The sequence below is a fragment of the Kosakonia sp. CCTCC M2018092 genome, from assembly GCF_003864115.1.
Taxonomy (GTDB): Bacteria; Pseudomonadota; Gammaproteobacteria; order Enterobacterales; family Enterobacteriaceae; genus Kosakonia; species Kosakonia cowanii.
Map to the genome: position 1 here is coordinate 3,486,549 of NZ_CP034225.1, position 15,194 is coordinate 3,501,742.

The following is a 15,194-nucleotide window of genomic DNA, read 5'->3' on the forward strand; positions in this document are numbered from 1 at the left end:
GGTGCAGGCGTATGCTTACGGCGTGAAAACGCTTAATAAGAAGGATTATTATGACGCCCGCCGTAAAGTTACTGGAAAAAAATGGCATCGCTTTTCAACTCCACAGCTACGATCACGACCCTAACGAGACCAACTTCGGCGATGAAGTGGTGCGCAAGCTGGGGCTGGATGCCGACAGGGTTTATAAAACGTTGCTGGTGGCGGTCAATGGCGATATGAAGCAGCTGGCCGTGGCGGTGACGCCGGTTGCCGGTATGCTCGATTTGAAGAAGGTTGCTAAAGCGCTGGGCGCGAAAAAAGTCGATATGGCGGATCCGATGGTAGCGCAGCGCACCACCGGCTATCTGGTAGGCGGCATCAGCCCGCTCGGGCAGAAAAAACGCCTGCCGACGCTGATCGATGCGCCCGCACAAACCTTCGACACCATCTATATCTCTGGCGGCAAGCGCGGGCTGGATATTGAACTGGCGGCGAGCGATCTGGCGAAACTGCTGGGTGCGCAATTTGCCGATATCGCCCGCCGCGAGTGAGGCGTTACTGCCAGCTTACTTCGCCTTTCGGTTCGTAAGCATTCACATCCAGCGGTGAGTTGTTCTGGATGAACTCTTTCAGCACTTCAGCATCGATAAAGCCGGTGTTCACATATCCGGCTTTATCATCCAGCCGCGGATAACCATCGCCGCCGGTGGCGTTGAAGCTCAGCGTTGCCAGACGGTAGCTTTTCGCCTCATCCAGCGGTTCGCCTTTGATCTTCACATCGCTCAGTTGGCCGCCTTTCGCCACAAAACTGACGTTGGCAAACTGCGGGTAAGCGCCGGAATCGGGCTTCATCTGCGCCACCGCTGTCAGGTAATCAAGCAGCTCTTTACCACTGAGATTAACGTAAGCGACGGTGTTGCCGAACGGCTGCACTTTCAGCACATCTTTATAGGTGATATCGCCCGCTTCGATGCTGTCACGTACACCACCGCCGCTCATCACTGCCAGATCCGCGCCGGTGCGCGCCATCTGCGCGGCGAGAAGAACCCGCGCCAGGTTGGTCTGCACAAAGCGCACTTTGCTGCGATCCCCTTCAAGACGGCCGGTGGTACTGCCAATCTTTACGCCCAGCTGCGCTTTGCCTTTGTTCTGGAACGGCGTCAGCAGCGAGAGCATCTGCGCGTTTTCGGCAATTTCCGGCGTGTAGAGCACGCGTTCGCTCTTGCCGTTGTCGTAAGTCACTTTCTTCTTCAGGTTGACCGGAATGAGCTGGTAGCGCACCAGTTTCATCTCGCCGTTACGGAACTGGAAATCCGCGCGACCAACATATTTACCCCACTCATGGGCCTGCACAATCCAGGTGCCGTTTTGCTGATCCGGTGCGCACGGCGTGCCGGGCACATAGTCGACCTGTTTTTTATTCTCGGAGGCCATGCAGACCGGATCCTGTGAGTGACCGCCCACAATCAGCGCCAGCGCCCCTTTCGGCAGGCTGCGCGCCATTTCGACGTCGCCCGGCGCGTTGGAACCATGCTCGCCGTTGTCGTAGTGCCCCATATGGGTGGTGGCGATAATCACATCCGGTTTTTCATTTTGATTCAGTTCATCAATCACCAGCTTCGCTTCGGCAGCCGGTTTGCGGAACTCGATATCGGTGAAGTACTCCGGATTGCCGATTTTGGCCGTGTCGTCGGTAGTCAGGCCGATGACGGCAATTTTCAGCCCTTCACGGTTGAAGATCATCCACGGCTTAAAGAGGCGCTGATTGGTGCTCTTCTGGTAGATATTGGCGGAGAGGAAGGGGAACTTCGCCCACTTCTCCTGCTGGCGCAGGACGCTCATCGGGTTGTCGAACTCGTGGTTGCCGACCGCCATTGCGTCATAACCAATAAGGTTCATACCGCGGAAATCGGGTTCGGCGTCCTGCAAATCGGACTCCGGGACGCCGGTATTGATGTCACCGCCTGAAAGCAGCAGCACGCTGCCGCCCTGCGCCGCCACCTCTTTGCGAATACCGTCCACCAGCGTCTTCTGCGCCGAGAGGCCATATTCGCCATACTCGCTGCGCCAGAAGTGACCGTGGTGGTCGTTCGTGTGCAGGATGGTGATGTTATAGGTTTTATCCTGCTCGTAAGCCTGCGCCGGCAGGCTTAATGCGCCCATCGCCGCCAGCAGGCTCAGCGTAATGCTCTTTTTTAACACGCTCATGCTTCTCTCCCTGACCCCATTGGTGAAAGGAGAAAATACAGCGCTCGTCAATAATAGACAAATAAGTTCTGGTGACTTTGATGGGCAACTTTTTTTGCGCGTTATTTTCTATTTCCCGCCAGCGTCTTCACTCTTCGCAAAAATGGCGTAACCCGAATCTTGCAGAGGCGTGAGCGCAATAAGCGTAGCGATGCGCGGTTGCATTGAATGACCAGGCAGAAAGCGCATCTTCCCCTGTTTGCACAGGATGATCACCATATTCGCTCACCATCACCCTGACTTCCCTGCCTTTCTGCATGGGGAAAGCCCTGGTTTCATAAGCCGCCTAACCTTTAAATCTGCGTCAGTGACCTTAATTATGTTATGACAGAGCCGGTTGGACATTTTTTTCATCCAGATTGCTGTTTTCTTCATAATTCAACAATTATTAACAAACGCGACCGGCAAAATTGTCATAAACTGTTACTTAGCTATCGGTCGACGACCGTGGGATCCACGCATCAACGAAAGGAGACGGAATGCATCACGCCACACCGCTTATTACCACCATTGTCGGCGGGCTTGTGCTCGCTTTTATCCTCGGCATGATTGCCAACAAACTGCGCATTTCCCCTCTGGTGGGCTACTTATTAGCGGGCGTGTTATCGGGGCCGTTTACGCCAGGTTTTGTGGCGGACACCAAACTGGCACCTGAACTCGCAGAGCTGGGCGTGATCCTGCTGATGTTCGGCGTCGGCCTGCACTTCTCCCTGAAGGATTTGATGGCGGTAAAGGCCATCGCCATTCCCGGCGCGATCGCACAGATAGCCGTGGCGACGCTGCTGGGTATGGCGCTCTCTGCCGGGCTTGGCTGGTCGCTGATGACCGGCATCGTCTTTGGTCTCTGTCTCTCAACCGCCAGTACCGTTGTGCTGCTGCGCGCCCTTGAGGAGCGACAGCTGGTAGATAGCCAGCGCGGGCAGATTGCCATCGGCTGGCTGATCGTTGAAGACCTGGTGATGGTGTTAACGCTGGTGCTGTTGCCAGCGGTGGCGGGCATGATGGAAAAAGGTAACGTCGGCCTCGCCTCGCTGGCGGTAGATATGGGCATCACCATCGGTAAAGTGGTGGCCTTTATCGCCATTATGATGCTCGTTGGCCGCCGCCTGGTGCCGTGGATCATGGCACGCAGTGCCGCGACCGGCTCCCGAGAACTCTTTACTCTTTCGGTGCTGGCGCTGGCGCTCGGTATCGCTTTCGGCGCGGTCGAGCTGTTTGATGTCTCCTTCGCTCTCGGCGCTTTCTTCGCTGGCATGGTGCTTAATGAGTCCGAGTTGAGCCACCGCGCGGCCCACGACACCCTGCCGCTGCGCGACGCTTTTGCCGTGCTCTTCTTCGTATCCGTCGGCATGCTCTTCGATCCGATGATCCTGGTCGATCAGCCGCTGGCGGTGCTGGCAACCCTGGCAATCATTGTCTTTGGTAAATCGGCGGCGGCTTTTCTGCTGGTGCGCATGTTTGGCCACTCGCCGCGCACCGCATTAACCATCGCCGCCAGCCTCGCGCAGATTGGTGAGTTCGCCTTTATTCTTGCAGGGCTGGGGATGGCGCTGGATCTGCTGCCGCAGGAGGGGCAAAACCTGGTGCTGGCAGGGGCGATCCTGTCGATTATGCTCAACCCAATCCTGTTTACCATTCTGGAGAAGTATCTCGATAAGACCGAGACGCTGGAGGAGCAGACGCTGGAAGAGGCGACGGAAGATGAGAAGCAGATCCCGGTTGATATCTGCAACCATGCGCTGCTGGTCGGCTTTGGCCGTGTCGGCAGCCTGCTCGGCGAGAAACTGATTGCCCAGGGCATTCCGCTGGTGGTGATTGAAACCTCGCGCACGCGGGTGGATGAGCTGCGCGAGCGCGGTATCCGCGCGGTGCTGGGGAATGCGGCGAATGAAGAGATTATGAATCTTGCGCATCTGGATTGCGCCCGCTGGCTGCTGTTGACCATCCCGAACGGTTATGAAGCGGGTGAGATTGTCGCCACCGCGCGCGAGAAGTGCCCGAACATTGAGATTATCGCCCGCGCCCATTATGACGATGAGGTGGATTACATCAGCGAACGCGGTGCAAACCAGGTGGTGATGGGTGAGCGCGAGATCGCCAACACGATGTTGAATATCCTGGCGAATACGCCAGCAGGAAATGAAGCCGCGGAAACCGCGTAGGCCGGATAAGCGGTACGCGCCATCCGGCAATTGGCCTGGCATGTTGCATTGGTGGGATCGTTCCGTTCACCAGGCGTTCGGGTGTTTCATTAACCTCTTATGCGGTGAACGGGATAAGGGAAGCGGCCGCGCTCCCCTTATCAATCCCCGCGGCCCCGCGAGGAAATCGGTGCTGCGCACTGCGCTCACCTCCCGCGTGCCTGACTGCGGCCGGCTCGACTCGACATCCTGTCTCGGTTCGCCTCTGTCCGCCATCCATGGCGTCCAGACCTTGTCATTCCCGCTTCGTTTCGCCGATTTCAGCGGGGACACAACACCCTCGCTGTCATATTAGAGATAAAAGCAAAGTCGGTATCGCTGATAGATTGCCGGATGGCGCTGGCGCTTATCCGGCCTACGCCGTTTCAGCGGGCTCCGTTTTTGTAGGCCGGATAAGGCATAGCCGCCATCCGGCAATCGGTGCCGCGGTGAGAATGCCGGATGGCGCTGGCGCTTATCCGGCCTACGCCGTTCCAGCGGGCTACGCTTTTGTAGGCCGGATAAGGCGGAGCCGCCATCCGGCAAGGGTGACGCGGTGAGAATGCCGGATGGCGCTCACGCTTATCCGGCCTGGGCCGTTTCAGCGGCGTCGTTACCGGCCTTTCCTTAACGCTCCCAGTACGCCTCTTCGAGGCTATCTTCCCGCTCCGGCAGGCCGCGGGTTAAGCGCGGGGAGTGCTGGTTCAGCACCTGGTAACTGACGCGGTTCGCATATTTACACACCTGCGCCAGCGACGAGTAGGTCAGCCAGCTAAAGTTATGCTTACTGGAGTTTGGCACGTTGTTACGGTGATAGTTATTAGCGGTAATGTCATGCAGCAGCGCCGCCAGCGCGCCATCGCCTGCGCCGTTGGTGTTCATGATCTTCTCAGGCCCGCCCATATAAGGGGCGATATGGGAGTAGATGCGCAGCGGATGCTCGCAATCCTTATGGCGGATCGCACGGCTAAACTCATACTGGTTAAATTCAGCAATCGCGCCCGGCAGCAGCGGGTGCTGGGTTTTGCGCTTCGCCTCATCTTCGGTAAAGCCCGCCATATATAAGCCGACAGGCCCGGCGGTGCAGAGCACCAGATCGACCCAGTCCAGCGCTTTATCCGCCGCCATCAGCGGATCGCTCTCACCGGTCAGGGCGTGCCCCTCCTCTTCATTCATCGCCAGAATCGAGACGTTCTCTTTGAGGAAGTCGCGCCACCACGGCACGTTGTCAGCGATAACGTATTTGGTACCCAGCGTCAGCACCACCGGCACATTGTGCTTTTTGGCATAGGCCACCGCCTGCATGGTCGCCTCCGGCATCGGTTCACCGGGTTTACAGCGCACTAAATAGGAGGAGAGCACCAGCGCGGAGGCACCAGCAATCACCTCTTCGGGAATACTTTCCGGGCGCAGTTGGTTCATATGACCGGGGCTGATGGCGAAGGTGCGCTCACCGCTGTCGCTGACCAGCGTAAAGCAGCGGCCAATTGCACCCTCAACGCCCTGCAGGTAGTTAAGATCGGTACGGCTGGAGGTGTTGCAGAGGTAACGGTAAGCGTAACCGCCGATTTGCACGTTATCGCACATCACGCCCAGCAAAACTGAGCGGTCATCGGCCAGCACCGAGTAGTTGTGCAGGGTGTTGCCAATGGTGCCGCCCGCAAACTGGTGGGTAATCAGATTATTGCTCACCAGTTCCTGATAGAGCGCTTCGGCGACATCATCGGCGATCACCAGCGAATGACCAGCACTGAGGCCGAAACGTGCGATAAACGCATCATCCACTTTCGCTTCGATATCCACCAGCGTCTGGTCGATGCCGACCACCCAGCTGGTGCCGGTTTCGCTCTCAGGCTGGATTTGCTGCAATAAGGGGTCGCGGGCGTTGACGGGGAAATAGTGTTTGGACTTACGTTTACCGGGAAATTTCATCTTTGTGCTACGTGCAATACATTCGGGCCGTGCATGGTATCACACTCGGCCCGCGCAGCGATCAGCGATATTTGGCCGTTAAGTTGACCATCATCTCAATATGCTCCGGTGAATCATTCAGCGCAGGAATGTATTCATACTTTTCGCCCCCGGCTTCGAGGAAGAACTCGCGGTTCTGCACGGCGATCTCCTCCAGCGTCTCCAGACAGTCGGCGGCAAAGCCCGGTGACATCACCTGAATGTGCTTCACGCCCTTCTCACCGAGCATTTTCAGCGTCTCATCGGTGTAAGGCGTCAGCCACGGTTCGCGGCCAAAACGCGACTGGAAGGTCATCATCACCTTCTCCGGCGGCAGGTCGAGAGCGGAAACCAGCTCACGGGTGGTATCGCGGCAGCGCTGCGGGTAGTCATCCCCCTGCGCGGCGTAACGCTGCGGAATGCCGTGATAGGAGAGCAGGAGCAGATCCGGTTCGCCATGCTGCGCAAACGAGGCGCGCACGCTGTTAGCTAACGCTGCGATGTAGTCTGCGTTATCGGCGTAGTCGCGAATAAAGGAGATGCCGGGGATAAAGCGTTTTTTGCCGAGAATACGCGCCAGCTCATCCCAGACGGCGGCAACCGTCGAGCAGGAGTATTGCGGGTAGAGCGTAAGCACAACGATATGTTCAACGCCCTGCGCCATCAGCGCCTCGACCGCGCTCTCCAGCGACGGTGAACCGTAGCTCATGCCGAGCGCGACGGGAACACCCGGCAAACGCGCCGCCAGGGCTTTTTCCTGCCTGCGGCTGTAGACCATCAAGGGTGAGCCCTCTTCCATCCAGACGGATTTGTAGAGTTTCGCCACGCGGGGAGAACGAATAGGCAGGATCACGCCGCGTAACAGCGGCCACCACAGCAAGCGGGGCGCATCGACCACGCGTCTGTCGCTTAAGAACTGCCGCAGATACCGTTTAACGGCCTGGGGGGTGGGTGCATCGGGGGTGCCGAGATTGGCCAACAAAATGCCCGTTTTTGCCTGACTCATTCGCGCCTCTTAACCATTTAACTGGTTGATTATTGTAGCCGAAAAGCGGGTAAACGGAACCAATTGCTGTGATTGATAGTTTCCCCCAGCATATAGCCGGGGGAAATGGAAATTACCCGAGGATTTTTTCCAGCTCAGCGCGTACGTCGCTAACCGCTTTGGTGCCGTCAACTTTAACGTACCGGGTGTTACCCGCTTCCGCTTCTTTCTGATAGTAACCGATCAGCGGAGCCGTCAGCTGATGGTATTCGACCAGGCGCTTACGCACGGTCTCTTCCTGATCGTCTTTACGGGTGGTCAGCTCGTCGCCGGTCACATCATCTTTCCCTTCCTCTTTCGGCGGGTTGTATTTGATGTGGTAAACGCGGCCAGAGGCGGCGTGAACGCGACGACCAACGATACGATCGACAATCAGCTCGTCCGGTACGGCGAATTCCAGCACGAAATCGACGTTGATGCCGGCTTCTTTCATCGCATCCGCCTGCGGAATGGTGCGCGGGAAACCGTCCAGCAGGAAGCCGTTGCGGCAATCTTCCTGGGCGATACGCTCTTTCACCAGCGCAATAACCAGCTCGTCGGTGACCAGCTTGCCAGCGTCCATGATATCTTTCGCCTGTTTACCCAGCTCGCTGCCAGATTTCACTGCGGCACGCAGCATATCACCCGTAGAGATTTGCGGAATACCGTATTTCTCCATGATGAACTGCGCCTGAGTTCCTTTACCTGCGCCCGGAGCGCCCAGCAGAATAATACGCATTGCGAAAATCCCCTCAAATGTTGGTTCAATTTTTCAAAAGCGCTAAAAGATACCATCAAGAGGAGGCAGGCTCAAGAAAGGCGCGGACGCTGAAACGGTAATGCTACCTTTTTCTTAACCGGCAAAAGCGGGAATAAAAAAGGGAGGCGCGGTGGCCTCCCTGTGGCTGCTTACGAAACCAGCAGCTGGTTCATGCGGCGAATAAACTGGTTTGGATCTTCCAGCGTACCGCGTTCGGCGAACAGCGCCTGGTCCAGCAGCAGTTCAACCCACTGGTTAAACTGGCCTTCGTCCTGGGTATCCGCCGCGCGTTTCACCAGCGCGTGATCCGGGTTCAGTTCGAAGATGTATTTCACTTCCGGCGCGCTCTGACCAGCAGCGGCAAACAGCTTCGCCATCTGCGTGCTCATCTCATCAGCATCGGTGACCACAACTGCCGGCGTGTCGGTCAGACGGTGAGTCAGACGCACCTCTTTCACGCGCTCGCCGAGCAGAGTTTTCACACGCTCAACAAACGGCTCCAGCGCTTTTTCCGCTTCTTTGGTGGACTCATCCACTTCGTCAGCCAGCTTGTCCAGCGAGGCATCGGCTTTCGCCACAGACTGGAACGGCTTACCGTCGAACTCGGTCAGGTAGCTCATCATCCACTCATCAATGCGGTCGGAAAGGAGCAGTACTTCGATGCCTTTCTTACGCAGCAGCTCAAGGTGCGGGCTGCTCTTCGCCGCGGCGTAGCTGTCGGCGGTGATGAAGTAGATCTTCTCCTGGCCCTCTTTCATGCGCGAGACGTACTCTTCCAGCGACACGGTCTGCGCGGAGGAGTCGTTGTGCGTGGAGGCGAAACGCAGCAGTTTGGCGATGGTTTCCAGGTTGCCGCTGTCTTCGCCGGTCCCCTCTTTCAGCACCAGGCCGAACTGCTGCCAGAAGGTCTGGTATTTTTCCGCGTCATCTTTCGCCAGTTTTTCCAGCATCTGCAGCACGCGTTTGGTCAGCGCGGTGCGCAGGCTGCGGGTGACGCTGCTGTCCTGCAGAATTTCACGGGAGACGTTGAGCGGCAGATCGTTGGAGTCGACCAGCCCGCGCACGAAACGCAGGTAGTTCGGCATAAACTGCTCGGCTTCGTCCATGATAAAGACGCGCTGCACGTAGAGTTTCAGGCCGTGCTTGTGATCGCGGTTCCACATATCCCACGGTGCCTGCGACGGGATATAGAGCAGGCTGGTGTACTCCTGCTTCCCTTCAACGCGGTTATGGCTCCAGATCAGCGGATCGCTGTAATCATGGGAGATATGTTTGTAGAACTCGTTGTACTCGTCATCTTTGATTTCAGACTTGTTACGCGTCCACAGCGCCTGCGCTTTGTTGATCTTCTCCCAGGTAACAACGGTTTCGCCGTCTTTCTCTTCCTGTTTTTCGATCTCAACCGGCAGCGCGATATGGTCGGAGTATTTGCTGATGATGGAGCGCACGCGCCAGTCGTTGAGGAAATCATCTTCCCCTTCGCGCAGATGCAGGGTGATCTCGGTACCGCGATCGGCTTTGGTGATATCGGCCACGGTGTATTCGCCCGCGCCTTCCGATTCCCAGAAGACACCGTTTTCAGCGCTTTCGCCCGCTGCGCGGGTGCGAACGGTCACTTTGTCGGCAACGATAAATGCCGAGTAGAAACCCACGCCGAACTGGCCGATCAGCTGGCTATCTTTCGCCTGGTCGGAACCCATCGACTCGAGGAAGGCTTTGGTGCCGGATTTAGCAATTGTCCCCAGATGGTCAATCACTTCATCGCGGTTCATACCGATACCGTTATCGGCGATGGTCAGGGTACGTTTCTCTTTATCAAAGGAGACGCGCACGCGCAGGTCGCCGTCGCCTTCATAAAGATCGGGTTTGGAGAGCGCGCGGAAACGCAGTTTATCCGCCGCATCCGAGGCGTTGGAGATAAGCTCACGCAGGAAGATTTCTTTGTTGGAATAAAGAGAGTGGATCATCAAATGCAGAAGCTGTTTTACTTCTGACTGGAAGCCACGTGTTTCTTGTCCTTTCATTGGGAAAACCTCAACAATGCCATTTACAAGGTGGAAAAAGCGTTGAGGGAGAAGTGGGGATAACGGCGGGGAATTTCAAGCGGAGGCAAAAATTTCTGCCCCCGTCTGGTTAAAAACGAATCTTGTGACGCCCGGCGAGAGAGTGGGAAAGCGTGGTGCCATCCACCATCTCCAGCTCGCCGCCCACCGGCACGCCGTGGGCGATACGGCTGGCTTCCACGCCATATTGCCCGCACAGCTCGGCAATATAGTTGGCGGTCGCCTCCCCTTCCACCGTCGGGTTGGTGGCGAGGATCACCTCCTGAATCTTTTCAGATTCGAGGCGCTGCTCGAGCCGGTCGAGACCGATATCATCCGGCCCGATACCATCCAGCGGCGACAGGTGGCCCATCAGCACAAAGTAGCGACCGGAAAACTGCCCCGTTTGCTCAATGGCGTAGATGTCCGCCGGGCTTTCCACCACGCAGATTTGACCGTTTTCCTGACGTCGCGGGTTGGTGCAGATGTTGCACACCTCCTGCTCGGTGAAGGTGCGGCAATCCGCGCAGTGACCAATCTCCGACATCGCCCGGGTGAGCGCCTGCGCGAGGCGCATGCCGCCGCTGCGATCCCGCTGCAGCAGCGTAAATGCCATGCGCTGCGCCGACTTCGGGCCAACGCCCGGCAGACAGCGCAACGCTTCCATAAGCTGCGTTAACAGCGGACTGGTTTGCATCAGAACGGCATCTTAAAGCCTGGCGGCAGGGACATACCGGAAGAGACAGAGGCCATCTTCTCTTTCTGCGTCTCTTCAATGCGGCGTGCAGCATCGTTGAATGCAGCGGCGACCAGATCTTCCAGCATCTCTTTGTCGTCTTCGAGCAGGCTCGGATCGATCTCCACGCGACGGCAGTTATGCGCGCCGTTGATGGTCACTTTCACCAGACCCGCGCCTGATTCGCCGGTCACTTCCAGCTGCGCGATCTCTTCCTGCACTTTCTGCATCTTTTCTTGCATCTGCTGGGCCTGTTTCATCAGGTTACCCAGACCGCCTTTTCCAAACATAGGCTTCTCTCTTTAGCTGTGGTGACTGACCAGGTTGATAAGTCACATTCAGGGTTGAAAACGGGAAGTATCGCTCTTCCTGTCAAAGGGGGCGGATGCTCTCTTCATCCAGATCCGCATCGAAAAAGCGCTGCAGGGTCTGGATATTGCTATCCGCAATAATCGACTCGCGCGCCTGCGCGAGCTTCTCTTCATAGATTGCCTGACGCCACTCCAGCGGCGTACGCACCGCCGGATTATCATCTTCAATAATAGTCAGTTCAACCGTCGAACCGTGCAATTCGCTAAGCGCCTCGCCGAGCGTCTTCACCGCGCCGGGCGAATGGAGATGGCGCTGGGCGCTGCGAAGATGCAGGCAGATGCGCGCGCCATCCTGCTCTTTCCAGGCATTCAGCGCCACCTGCTCGACCAGTTTAGGCAATTTCAGCAGACTCACCTCTTTTGCCCACGCGTCGCGCTCGATCGCCTCTTCCGCCAGCTTCTTCGCCAGCTCCGGCGTTTTCTCGTGCTCAAGCGCCTTTTTCAGCGCTTTTGGCGTGGCGATGACCTCTTTTACCGTCTCAACGACGGTGGTCGCTTTCCAGCGATAGGCCTCTTTTTTCACCGGCTTGTTGTCGGCCGTTACTGCCGCCGGGCGGGACTGTACGCGCTCGGTGACAGAGGCGAGCCTCTCCAGCGCGGCGTTACTCACCGGCCGCGCGCGGGTTGCGGCTGCCGGTTCACTCTTTTTTGCTTTGTCTGCTCCCTGCGCCTGCTGCAGCTGTCTGCGCGCCGCCAGCACCTGGCTGGTGGAGGGCGGCAGCGGAACATCTTGCTGGGGGGCGGGCTGCGCCTGCGGTGCAGGAGCCACCTGCTGCGGCGACATCACCGCTGTCGGTGCGACCGGCGCAAACGAGGCTTGCTGCACCTCTGGGGCAGGCAGCGGCGCGCGCGGGTGGAACGCCAGCGCGCGCAGTAAAGTCATCTCAACGCCCATGCGTCTGTCGGGGGCGAAGGGTAACTCTTTGCGGCCAATCAGCAACGTCTGGTAGTAGAGCTGAATATCGGCAGGCGGCACGGTGCGCGCGAGTTCGCGCAGACGGTGCTCCACCGATGCCATATCGCTGCCGAGTGCCGCCGGGGTGAGCTGAACCATGGCGATGCGGTGCAGCAGGCTCTGCATCTCCAGCAGCAGCGCGTCCCACTCGACGCCACGCGAGGCGGCGTCATGCACCAGCGCCATTGCCCGCTCGCCGTTGGCGGCAATCACCGCTTCCACCAATGAGAGCGCCTGATCGTCATTCAGCGTGCCGAGCATGGCGCTGACTACCGCAGCGGAAAGCTGGCCGTTGCCGCTGGCGATCGCCTGATCGGTCAGGCTCAGGGCATCACGCAGGCTGCCGTCGGCAGCGCGCGACAGCAGTTGCAGCGCGCGCGGCTCAGATTCGATCTTCTCGTCAGCGAGAATATGTTCAAGCTGGGTGCGGATCTGATCGACATCCAGCGCTTTAAGATGGAACTGCAGGCAGCGGGAAAGAATGGTGACCGGCAGTTTTTGCGGATCGGTGGTCGCCAGCAGGAATTTAACGTGCGCGGGCGGCTCTTCAAGGGTTTTCAACAATGCGTTGAAGCTGTGACGCGAGAGCATGTGCACTTCGTCAATCAGATAGACTTTGAAGCGGCCACGCGCCGGCGCGTACTGGACGTTGTCCAGCAGATCGCGGGTATCTTCCACTTTGGTGCGCGACGCGGCGTCGATCTCAATCAGATCGACAAAGCGGCCCTGCTCGATTTCACGGCAGTTATCGCAGACACCGCACGGTGTCGCCGTAATGCCGGTTTCGCAGTTAAGCCCCTTCGCCAGCAAACGGGCAATAGAGGTTTTTCCGACGCCGCGGGTGCCGGAGAACAGATACGCATGATGAATGCGTCCTGATGTTAAGCCGTTCGCCAGTGCGGTCAGCACATGCTCCTGGCCGACGACGTCAGCAAAAGTTTGCGGTCGCCATTTTCGGGCTAAGACCTGATAACTCATTGGCAGGCTCTGAAACGCTGGAAGGTGGATTCACGAGGGGTAATGCTAACACAGCATCGGCTGAGAATGCACTTCATCCCTCAGGCGTGAGGGATGAAGGTACGCGGGATCAATGCCCCGGGAACGAGACCAGGCTGTAGCTAGTAACACCCTGTTTTTTCAGGCGCTCTTCGCCGCCCAGGTCGAACAGATTGATAATGAACGCCGCGTCGGTGACTTCGCCACCCAGACGGCGGATCAGTTTCACCGTCGCTTCGATGGTGCCGCCGGTTGCCAGCAGATCGTCGACCACCAGCACGGTGTCGCCAGGCTGGATCGCATCGACATGGATCTCTAACTGATCGGTGCCATACTCCAGCTCATAACTCTCGCTGATGGTTTCACGCGGCAATTTACGCGGCTTACGCACCGGCACAAAGCCAACGCCGAGGCCTAACGCCACCGGCGCGCCGAACAGGAAGCCACGCGCTTCGGTACCAACAACTTTAGTGATCCCGGCGTTTTTGTAACGCTCAACCAGCAGTTCAATGCTGAGGGCGTACGCCTTCGGGTCTTCCAGCAAACTGGTGACATCACGGAACAGGATGCCCGGCTTCGGGTAATCCTGAATGCTTTTGATGCTGTTTTTGAGAAATTCAAGCTGCTGCGCAGTCGCTGTCATGGATATTTGCCTGATAGAAACGGTATTACTCACGGGACGTACGAGAAAGGCTCAATTGGCCCCTGGTTACGCTTTAACCAGTCGACCCCGTGCTCGAAAACGCTCGAATTTACTGGCAGTGAGCGAGAATTGCAACTGCCATCGCAGCGCATTAGGTTTTTTGTTGCTTTGCATCAACCACCGGTATCCGCCACAGGAAAATCAGCAGACACGCAAGGATGATCAGCAGCAAAACGCGCACCCACATCATCTTCACGAAATAGAGTGAGACCGCGAAGGTCAAAAGCGTAATAACAATCGCGCGCGGCTTTGCGCCGGGCGGCATGGCGCGATACTGCTGCCAGTGCCGCAGGTAGCTGCCAAACCAGGAGCGGTAGAGCAGCCAGTGATGAAAACGCGGCGACGATCGGGCAAAACACCAGGCGGCCAGCAGAATAAAAGGCGTGGTCGGTAAAACGGGCAAAACGACACCCAGGGTGCCGAGCACTACCGCCAGCCAGCCAATGATGATTAAAATAGTGCGTTGCATAGTGCTAATCGTTGCCGGAATAAGCGGCTAATGTACCATAATCGCCGTGAAAAAGAGGGAATGAGAGATGAAAAGCGACGCGCTTTTAGAGAGGCTCGAGCAGCAACTCGCCCGGTTACGCCAGCAGGCCGCGCCGCTGGCGGATCACTTCACCGTCAGCGCCCGTTTTGACCGCCATCTTTTTCAGACAAAAGATACGCGCATGCGTGCTTATCTTAATGAGACGGATAAAAACCTGGCCGCGTTGCGCGAGACCGTGGCGCGTAACCATCTGCCGCAGGCGCTCTGGCTTGCGGAGCATTTAACCGCACAAATCGCCGCGCTGACGCGGGAAAGCGCCGTCTGGCCGCTGCGCCAGTGGGATCACGCCTCGCCCGGCATTACGCGCTGGCAGCGGCGGCGCTTGCAGCATCAGGAGTATGAGCGCCGCCTGCAGGCGATGAAAAACGAGCGTAACGTACGTTTAGCGTCGGTTACTACACTTGCCGAACAGCAGAAGCTGCATAAAGAGGTGGAGGCACTGGATGTCCGGCTCGGCCGCTGTCGCAAAGCGCTGGAGAATATTGAGCGCGTGCTGGCACGTTTAACCCGTTAACCAAGGAGAGAAGATGTCGCTGGAAAATGCCCCGGATGAGGTCAAGCTGGCGGTCGATCTGATTATGCTGCTTGAACAGCATGAGATCGCCCCCGATCTGGTGTTAAAAGCGCTGGAGATCGTCAAACGGGATTTTGAACAGAAGCAGTTACAGCTAGCCGCCCCCCTTCCCTGAGGAAGAGGGGCT

The 15,194-nt window shown here is 57.6% G+C and carries 14 protein-coding genes and 1 other annotated feature; of the genes, 4 read left to right on the plus strand and 10 right to left on the minus strand.

All coding sequences use genetic code 11. The annotated features are described in order from the left end of the window. Positions 1-50 precede the first annotated feature (50 nt). Entirely contained in the window at positions 51-530 is a 480-nt protein-coding gene (gene ybaK, locus EH164_RS16635) for a Cys-tRNA(Pro)/Cys-tRNA(Cys) deacylase YbaK (protein WP_023479038.1), read from the plus strand. A gap of 4 nt (positions 531-534) precedes the next feature. On the opposite strand, the gene ushA is transcribed toward ybaK, so the two are convergent. After that, positions 535-2,187, minus strand: a complete 1,653-nt coding sequence (ushA, locus tag EH164_RS16640; protein ID WP_124969333.1) for a bifunctional UDP-sugar hydrolase/5'-nucleotidase UshA — start codon at positions 2,185-2,187, stop codon at positions 535-537. 518 nt (positions 2,188-2,705) lie between these two features. Here ushA and ybaL point away from each other — a divergent pair. After that, on the plus strand, positions 2,706-4,388 hold the full coding sequence (ybaL, locus tag EH164_RS16645) for a YbaL family putative K(+) efflux transporter (protein ID WP_124969335.1): 1,683 nt from the start codon (positions 2,706-2,708) through the stop codon (positions 4,386-4,388). A 645-nt stretch (positions 4,389-5,033) separates the two neighbouring features. On the opposite strand, the gene EH164_RS16650 is transcribed toward ybaL, so the two are convergent. The 9 genes from EH164_RS16650 to EH164_RS16695 form a co-directional block, all read right to left on the minus strand. Next, the gene (locus EH164_RS16650; RefSeq protein ID WP_023478263.1) at positions 5,034-6,338 is read right to left on the minus strand and encodes an inosine/guanosine kinase; all 1,305 of its coding nucleotides are present in this window, start codon (positions 6,336-6,338) and stop codon (positions 5,034-5,036) included. Positions 6,339-6,399: 61 nt separating this feature from the next. After that, entirely contained in the window at positions 6,400-7,362 is a 963-nt protein-coding gene (hemH, locus tag EH164_RS16655) for a ferrochelatase (RefSeq protein WP_124969337.1), read from the minus strand. 112 nt (positions 7,363-7,474) lie between these two features. Further along, entirely contained in the window at positions 7,475-8,119 is a 645-nt protein-coding gene (gene adk / locus EH164_RS16660) for an adenylate kinase (RefSeq protein ID WP_042713820.1), read from the minus strand. Between the two features lie 170 nt (positions 8,120-8,289). Next, positions 8,290-10,164: a molecular chaperone HtpG gene (gene htpG / locus EH164_RS16665; protein ID WP_094419554.1), complete on the minus strand. Its 1,875-nt coding sequence runs from the start codon at positions 10,162-10,164 to the stop codon at positions 8,290-8,292. A gap of 109 nt (positions 10,165-10,273) precedes the next feature. Further along, entirely contained in the window at positions 10,274-10,879 is a 606-nt protein-coding gene (recR, locus tag EH164_RS16670) for a recombination mediator RecR (protein ID WP_023478251.1), read from the minus strand. Next, complete coding sequence (locus EH164_RS16675; RefSeq protein ID WP_023478246.1) at positions 10,879-11,208, minus strand: YbaB/EbfC family nucleoid-associated protein; 330 nt, start codon at positions 11,206-11,208, stop codon at positions 10,879-10,881. Before EH164_RS16675 ends, recR begins: the two co-directional genes overlap by 1 nt. A gap of 82 nt (positions 11,209-11,290) precedes the next feature. Continuing rightward, positions 11,291-13,222 carry a DNA polymerase III subunit gamma/tau gene (gene dnaX / locus EH164_RS16680; protein ID WP_124969339.1) on the minus strand — a complete coding sequence of 644 codons (1,932 nt, stop codon included), beginning with the start codon at positions 13,220-13,222 and terminating at the stop codon, positions 11,291-11,293. Further along, positions 11,894-11,958 (minus strand) — a sequence feature (DnaX frameshifting element). It overlaps the preceding gene by 65 nt. Positions 13,223-13,331: 109 nt before the next feature. Further along, positions 13,332-13,883, minus strand: a complete 552-nt coding sequence (gene apt, locus EH164_RS16690; protein WP_124969343.1) for an adenine phosphoribosyltransferase — start codon at positions 13,881-13,883, stop codon at positions 13,332-13,334. A 151-nt stretch (positions 13,884-14,034) separates the two neighbouring features. Continuing rightward, the gene (locus EH164_RS16695; protein WP_124969345.1) at positions 14,035-14,412 is read right to left on the minus strand and encodes a DUF454 family protein; all 378 of its coding nucleotides are present in this window, start codon (positions 14,410-14,412) and stop codon (positions 14,035-14,037) included. Positions 14,413-14,479: 67 nt separating this feature from the next. Between EH164_RS16695 and priC the strand changes: the two genes are divergently transcribed. Both priC and rsmS read left to right on the plus strand, forming a co-directional pair. Then, complete coding sequence (gene priC, locus EH164_RS16700) at positions 14,480-15,007, plus strand: primosomal replication protein N'' (RefSeq protein ID WP_042717620.1); 528 nt, start codon at positions 14,480-14,482, stop codon at positions 15,005-15,007. Positions 15,008-15,020: 13 nt separating this feature from the next. Continuing rightward, positions 15,021-15,182 (plus strand): pleiotropic regulatory protein RsmS, encoded by a 162-nt coding sequence (gene rsmS, locus EH164_RS16705; protein ID WP_124969347.1) that lies wholly within the window; start codon positions 15,021-15,023, stop codon positions 15,180-15,182. The last annotated feature ends 12 nt before the right edge of the window (positions 15,183-15,194 follow it).

Bases quoted from the DNA above. Each gene is read 5' to 3' on its own strand.
- apt (WP_124969343.1), bottom strand. From the start codon at position 13,883: ATGACAGCGACTGCGCAGCAGCTTGAATTTCTCAAAAACAGCATCAAA.
- priC (WP_042717620.1), top strand. From the start codon at position 14,480: ATGAAAAGCGACGCGCTTTTAGAGAGGCTCGAGCAGCAACTCGCCCGG.
- ybaK (WP_023479038.1), top strand. From the start codon at position 51: ATGACGCCCGCCGTAAAGTTACTGGAAAAAAATGGCATCGCTTTTCAA.
- EH164_RS16650 (WP_023478263.1), bottom strand. From the start codon at position 6,338: ATGAAATTTCCCGGTAAACGTAAGTCCAAACACTATTTCCCCGTCAAC.
- adk (WP_042713820.1), bottom strand. From the start codon at position 8,119: ATGCGTATTATTCTGCTGGGCGCTCCGGGCGCAGGTAAAGGAACTCAG.
- htpG (WP_094419554.1), bottom strand. From the start codon at position 10,164: ATGAAAGGACAAGAAACACGTGGCTTCCAGTCAGAAGTAAAACAGCTT.
- EH164_RS16675 (WP_023478246.1), bottom strand. From the start codon at position 11,208: ATGTTTGGAAAAGGCGGTCTGGGTAACCTGATGAAACAGGCCCAGCAG.
- ushA (WP_124969333.1), bottom strand. From the start codon at position 2,187: ATGAGCGTGTTAAAAAAGAGCATTACGCTGAGCCTGCTGGCGGCGATG.
- hemH (WP_124969337.1), bottom strand. From the start codon at position 7,362: ATGAGTCAGGCAAAAACGGGCATTTTGTTGGCCAATCTCGGCACCCCC.
- EH164_RS16695 (WP_124969345.1), bottom strand. From the start codon at position 14,412: ATGCAACGCACTATTTTAATCATCATTGGCTGGCTGGCGGTAGTGCTC.
- recR (WP_023478251.1), bottom strand. From the start codon at position 10,879: ATGCAAACCAGTCCGCTGTTAACGCAGCTTATGGAAGCGTTGCGCTGT.
- dnaX (WP_124969339.1), bottom strand. From the start codon at position 13,222: ATGAGTTATCAGGTCTTAGCCCGAAAATGGCGACCGCAAACTTTTGCT.
- rsmS (WP_124969347.1), top strand. From the start codon at position 15,021: ATGTCGCTGGAAAATGCCCCGGATGAGGTCAAGCTGGCGGTCGATCTG.
- ybaL (WP_124969335.1), top strand. From the start codon at position 2,706: ATGCATCACGCCACACCGCTTATTACCACCATTGTCGGCGGGCTTGTG.